The organism is Pedobacter sp. 01T416_2, assembly GCF_056398925.1.
Map to the genome: position 1 here is coordinate 1 of NZ_JBFTQI010000466.1, position 4,732 is coordinate 4,732.

At 38.4% G+C, this 4,732-nt stretch carries 7 protein-coding genes; 5 read left to right on the forward strand and 2 right to left on the reverse strand.

Going from position 1 to position 4,732, the window contains the following annotated elements; all coding sequences use genetic code 11:
* Nucleotides 1–28: 28 nt before the first annotated feature.
* Together AC1DPQ_RS18105 and AC1DPQ_RS18110 are read right to left on the reverse strand one after the other, a co-directional pair.
* The gene (locus AC1DPQ_RS18105) at nt 29–325 is read right to left on the reverse strand and encodes a putative quinol monooxygenase (RefSeq protein WP_477610440.1); all 297 of its coding nucleotides are present in this window, start codon (nt 323–325) and stop codon (nt 29–31) included.
* A gap of 36 nt (nt 326–361) precedes the next feature.
* Nucleotides 362–1,156 carry an SDR family NAD(P)-dependent oxidoreductase gene (locus tag AC1DPQ_RS18110; protein ID WP_477610441.1) on the reverse strand — a complete coding sequence of 265 codons (795 nt, stop codon included), beginning with the start codon at nt 1,154–1,156 and terminating at the stop codon, nt 362–364.
* Between the two features lie 227 nt (nt 1,157–1,383).
* Between AC1DPQ_RS18110 and AC1DPQ_RS18115 the strand changes: the two genes are divergently transcribed.
* The 5 genes from AC1DPQ_RS18115 to AC1DPQ_RS18135 all read left to right on the forward strand — a co-directional run.
* Nucleotides 1,384–2,262, forward strand: coding sequence for a helix-turn-helix domain-containing protein (locus AC1DPQ_RS18115; protein ID WP_477579929.1), 879 nt, complete (start codon nt 1,384–1,386; stop codon nt 2,260–2,262).
* 85 nt (nt 2,263–2,347) lie between these two features.
* Nucleotides 2,348–2,944 carry a sugar O-acetyltransferase gene (locus tag AC1DPQ_RS18120; RefSeq protein ID WP_477579927.1) on the forward strand — a complete coding sequence of 199 codons (597 nt, stop codon included), beginning with the start codon at nt 2,348–2,350 and terminating at the stop codon, nt 2,942–2,944.
* Nucleotides 2,945–2,961: 17 nt separating this feature from the next.
* Complete coding sequence (locus AC1DPQ_RS18125) at nt 2,962–3,414, forward strand: cyclophilin-like fold protein (protein ID WP_477579925.1); 453 nt, start codon at nt 2,962–2,964, stop codon at nt 3,412–3,414.
* 90 nt (nt 3,415–3,504) lie between these two features.
* Complete coding sequence (locus AC1DPQ_RS18130; RefSeq protein WP_477579924.1) at nt 3,505–3,921, forward strand: cupin domain-containing protein; 417 nt, start codon at nt 3,505–3,507, stop codon at nt 3,919–3,921.
* Between the two features lie 11 nt (nt 3,922–3,932).
* Nucleotides 3,933–4,732 (forward strand): alpha/beta hydrolase (locus tag AC1DPQ_RS18135; protein ID WP_477610442.1); only part of this gene is annotated, 800 nt, incomplete at its 3' end.

Consider the following 4,732-nt stretch of genomic DNA (forward strand, 5'->3'; position numbering starts at 1 on the left):
AATAAAGTAATTATTGTTTTACCCTGTTTCAAACCTCCTTCAGATAAGTCACCACTGGTACAGTTTTCAGTTTTCCATCTAAAAAATTAAAGAAACTTTTGACATAATCCTGCTCCAGATGCCATTCATAAGTTTGTTGCGATGTGTACACTGCAAAAATAACTAATGTGTTCTCACTTTCTTTTTTAGTTGTTAAAATAAATGTCTCGCAACCTTCTTCCAACAATATTTTTTCCCTTGTGGCTCTGGCTTGTGGTAAAACTTCCTGCATCACCTCAGGTATTACAGTAATTTCTGCGTGGGTAATTATTTTTTCGGCTTTCATTATAAATAACTTGAGATTTTTATTGGTTGTTCATCATTATTTTACACTTTTCAGGATAGAGCCCTCAAACATTTTCGGGGCAAAGGCTTGCAGGAAGACAATCATTCCACTCATTTTGCCTACGGGGTTACTGAATTTCGGCTCTTTAGCTTCAATTAATTTGGTGATTTTTGAAACCACAACTTCGGGTGACTGCGCCTCGTCTATACCTTTTTGCGTTGCTGCATCTACTTTTTTTCTGTATGCATCATAGTCGGCAATATTGCCTGTTGATGCAATCGAATTGTGTCCAAGATTAGTTTTGAACCAAACAGGCTCAACCACGCTAACGCTAATATTGAATGGGTTTAATTCAAACCTCAATGATTTAAAGTACCCTTCCACAGCGTGTTTCGAAGCAGAATAATAAGATAAATTTGGTGGGCCAATCAAACCAACTATAGAACTGACGGTAATGATCTGCCCGGATTTTTGCTTTCTGAAAATAGGCAATAAAGCGTTGGTCACTTTTACTGTTCCCCAAAAATTAGTTTCAAATTGTTGCCTTGCAACAGCTATAGGCGTTTCTTCTGCAATACCAGTAACCATAAAGCCTGCATTGTTCACCAAAACATCTAACTGTTTGGTTTCATTTGCAATTTGTTCCGCAAAGGATCGAATTGAACTGTCATCATCAATATCAAGCTTTAGTAGTTTAAAAGGGAATTTCTCTTGGTACTTTTGTGGTTCACGGCTGGTGCCGATAACATTAAAACCTTTCTGATGAAGGTTTTTCGCAAGCATTAGTCCAAATCCTGACGATGCTCCTGTAATTAGAATTGTCTTACTCATTATTATAATCTTTATTTTGTTAAACGATGAAGCAAAGATGAGACAAGGACACTTTAGGTTAGTTATACAGAAGTGGGAAGATGTGATACATTTTTACGGAAGATTGCTTTTTACTGTTGTAGAGGCTTCGAATTGGCCTGCTGAATTACCGCTAATACATTATGTGGCTTCTTAAAAATAAAATGGCGAACCCCGATAGATATATTTGAATTTCTTAATTTTGTTAAATGAAAGAGAAGGTAACAAGAGCAATTTCTAAGTTTAACAATGAGCTGAAACTGCAAGGTTTTAAAGCATTTCAAATAGAAGAAGACACTGCTGACACCCGTACCTATAGCCGAAAGGAGTTCTATAAAATCTGCTTAACGACTGGAAAAAGCAGGATTCACTATTCAGATAAAACTTACGAGCAGGAAGGAACGATTCTCTTTTTTGGAAATCCGCACATCCCTTACTCCTGGGAAACCATTTCTACGGCTTATGTTGGCTATACCATTCTTTTTTCGGAAGAATTCTTTAAAAATTCCGAACGATCTGAAAGCCTGCAACAATCTTCCTTTTTTAAAATCGGCGGAACGCCTGTTTTGAAAATAACCGAAGAGCAAAGAACATTTCTCAACACCATTTTTCAGAAAATGATTACCGAACAAGAAAGTGATTATGTATTTAAAGATGAGTTGATTCGCAATTACATCAGCCTGATTATCCACGAATCACTGAAGATGGAACCTTCGGAAGGTTACGAGAAAAACAAAAATGCCTCCTCGAGATTAACTTCTGTTTTTCTGGAGTTGCTGGAAAGACAATTTCCAATTGAAACTACTGCAAATCCGCTTCAGCTAAGAACTGCACAACAGTATGCACAGCATCTGAATGTACATATCAATTACCTGAATCGTGCAGTAAAAGAAGTAACCGGAAGATCAACAACTACCCATATTACCGATCGAATTCTTACAGAAGCAAAAGCACTTTTGCAACACACCGACTGGAGCATTTCAGAAATCGCCTACGCGCTAGGATTCGACTACCCCACCTACTTCAACAATTTCTTCAAAAAAGTTACCGGAACCAATCCTACTGCATTTCGTTTAGCAGAAGTTTGATTTTCTTAATCATTGGTTTGATAATCGTTACTATCTTGCCTAAAGACAGGGCTAACTTTGTAGCTGATAATCAACTCCAAATACGATGTCAGATTCAAACCCTATTCCTGGTTCTTTGCCATCTCAAAAAGATATTTTTGAGCGGCTATTAGCTGGTGAAACCATACTTCCCACCGATCCGCAAATAGGCAGATTGAGGGAAGAAGCATTCGCAGTGAAAGAATTGCTTATTCAGATGAATAATTCCTCCAATCCTGAAGAAATCTCGAAAATACTGAGCGGAATTCTAAATAAAGAAATTCAGGATGTTACCGTCTTCACGCCGATATACATTAATTATGGCAGGCACATTAACATTGGCAAAAACGTATTCATCAATTTCGACTGCACCTTTCTGGCATTGGGCGGAATAACCATTGAAGATGATGTTTTAATTGGTCCGAAAGTCAGCCTCATTACAGAAAATCATCCATTAAATCCTCAGGAGAGAAACGGACTGATAGGCAAGTCCATTCACATCAAAAAAAACGCGTGGATTGGCGCCAGTGCGACTATTTTACCAGGTGTAACCATTGGAGAAAATGCTGTAATTGCAGCAGGAGCAGTAGTTTCAAAAGATGTTCCTGACAATACAGTTGTGGGTGGAATTCCGGCAAAGTTCATTAAAACTATTCAACCTTAAGATGATTAACGATGAAAATGAAAGCTATAATTCTGGTTCTGATGATTGGTATGCAACTTAACGCCTGTTCCAAGGATGAAAATCCTGTACAAGCGGAAACCCGGGATACGTCATCAAATACAACTAAAATGAAAATTACAATTGGCTCATCAGTTTTTACAGCAGTATTATATGACAACCCAAGTGCAGCTGCATTTAAAGCCAGGCTGCCACTTACCATAAATATGACTGAACTAAATGACAATGAAAAATACTACGATTTTCCCAGCCCGCTGCCTACAAATGCTATAGTTGGAGGTAATATAAAAGTTGGTGACCTAACGCTTTACGAAAACAATGTTTTGGTGCTTTTTTATAAAAATTTCAACAGCTCATACAGTTATACAAAACTTGGATATGTAGACAATCCTACCGGGCTTGCCCAGGCGTTGGGTAGCGGAAATGTGATCGTAAAATTTGAAAATAATTAGCATAAAATGAAAAGTAGCTATAAGCCCACTTTGCTATGGATATCTATCTCACTGACAGCACTATCCTGCAACAATCAAAATAAAGAAAATATGAAAAATGATAAAAGCGCACTAACCGAAATTTTTCCTAGGGGAGAAAAAGGCTCGAGCGCAACCTTTACCGGGAGTGCTTATCCTACCAGCTTGGTTGCTTCAGATAGCATTTACAATACATTAGTTGGCAATGTATATTTCGAACCCGGTGCCAGAAGCCATTGGCACAGTCATCCTGCGGGCCAAATCCTCATTATTACCGACGGAGTGGGCTATCATCAAATCGAAGGACAGCCTGTTGAAATCATCAAAAAAGGAAGTGTCGTAAAATGCCCACCAAATGTAAGGCATTGGCACGGAGCGAGTGCTGATGTAGGTTTGCAGCAGCTGTACATCGTTCCAAATACCGAAAAAGGCATTGTAAACTGGAAGGAAGCCGTAACAGATGAGCAATATTCAATTAATAAAAAATAAATCAAAATAAAATGAGAAAAGCATTAGCAATCGCAATACTATTCCTGGCAACAGGACAATTATTTGCACAAAAAGTAAAATCAGATTCAGAAAAAATGAATACATCAAAAGCACATTATACATTCCAACTCAGCGATAAAGTAATCCGTCAAAAAGTAAGCTTCAAAAATCGATATGGCATTACATTAAGCGGAGATTTATACCTTCCAAAAAATACAGGAACCAAAAAATTATCGGCATTGGCAATCGGCGGACCTTTTGGAGCAGTAAAACAACAATCATCAGGATTGTATGCCAATCAAATGGCAGAACGTGGTTTTGCTGTTGTGGCATTTGATCCATCTTACACCGGTGAAAGTGGTGGCGAACCAAGAAATGTAGCTTCACCGGAAATCAACACCGAAGATTTCAGTGCCGCAATTGACTTTCTGGGATTACAGAAAAATGTAGACAGAAACAAAATCGGCATCATTGGGATTTGTGGATTTGGAGGTTTTGCGTTGAATGCAACTGCGATTGACAAACGAGTGAAAGCTGTTGCCACTACAAGTTTGTACGATATGACCAGAGTAATATCGAGGGGATACAATGATGTTGTGACGCTTGAGCAAAGAACCAAAACGCTGGAAAATTTAAGCGAGCAACGTTGGAAGGATGCCGAAGCCGGAAAACCTGCAGATGGTCCGAGAAATTTACCGGAAACATTGAAAGGCGATGAACCACAATTTGTAAAAGAATATTTCGATTATTATAGAACCCCACGTGGTTTTCAGGTCAATTCAGTTAATTCAAACGGGGCCTGGCTGATTAC

Excerpts from the sequence above, each read along its gene's own strand:
- AC1DPQ_RS18115 (WP_477579929.1), top strand. The coding sequence starts at position 1,384 with ATGAAAGAGAAGGTAACAAGAGCAATTTCTAAGTTTAACAATGAGCTG.
- AC1DPQ_RS18110 (WP_477610441.1), bottom strand. The coding sequence starts at position 1,156 with ATGAGTAAGACAATTCTAATTACAGGAGCATCGTCAGGATTTGGACTA.
- AC1DPQ_RS18120 (WP_477579927.1), top strand. The coding sequence starts at position 2,348 with ATGTCAGATTCAAACCCTATTCCTGGTTCTTTGCCATCTCAAAAAGAT.
- AC1DPQ_RS18130 (WP_477579924.1), top strand. The coding sequence starts at position 3,505 with ATGAAAAATGATAAAAGCGCACTAACCGAAATTTTTCCTAGGGGAGAA.
- AC1DPQ_RS18105 (WP_477610440.1), bottom strand. The coding sequence starts at position 325 with ATGAAAGCCGAAAAAATAATTACCCACGCAGAAATTACTGTAATACCT.
- AC1DPQ_RS18125 (WP_477579925.1), top strand. The coding sequence starts at position 2,962 with ATGAAAGCTATAATTCTGGTTCTGATGATTGGTATGCAACTTAACGCC.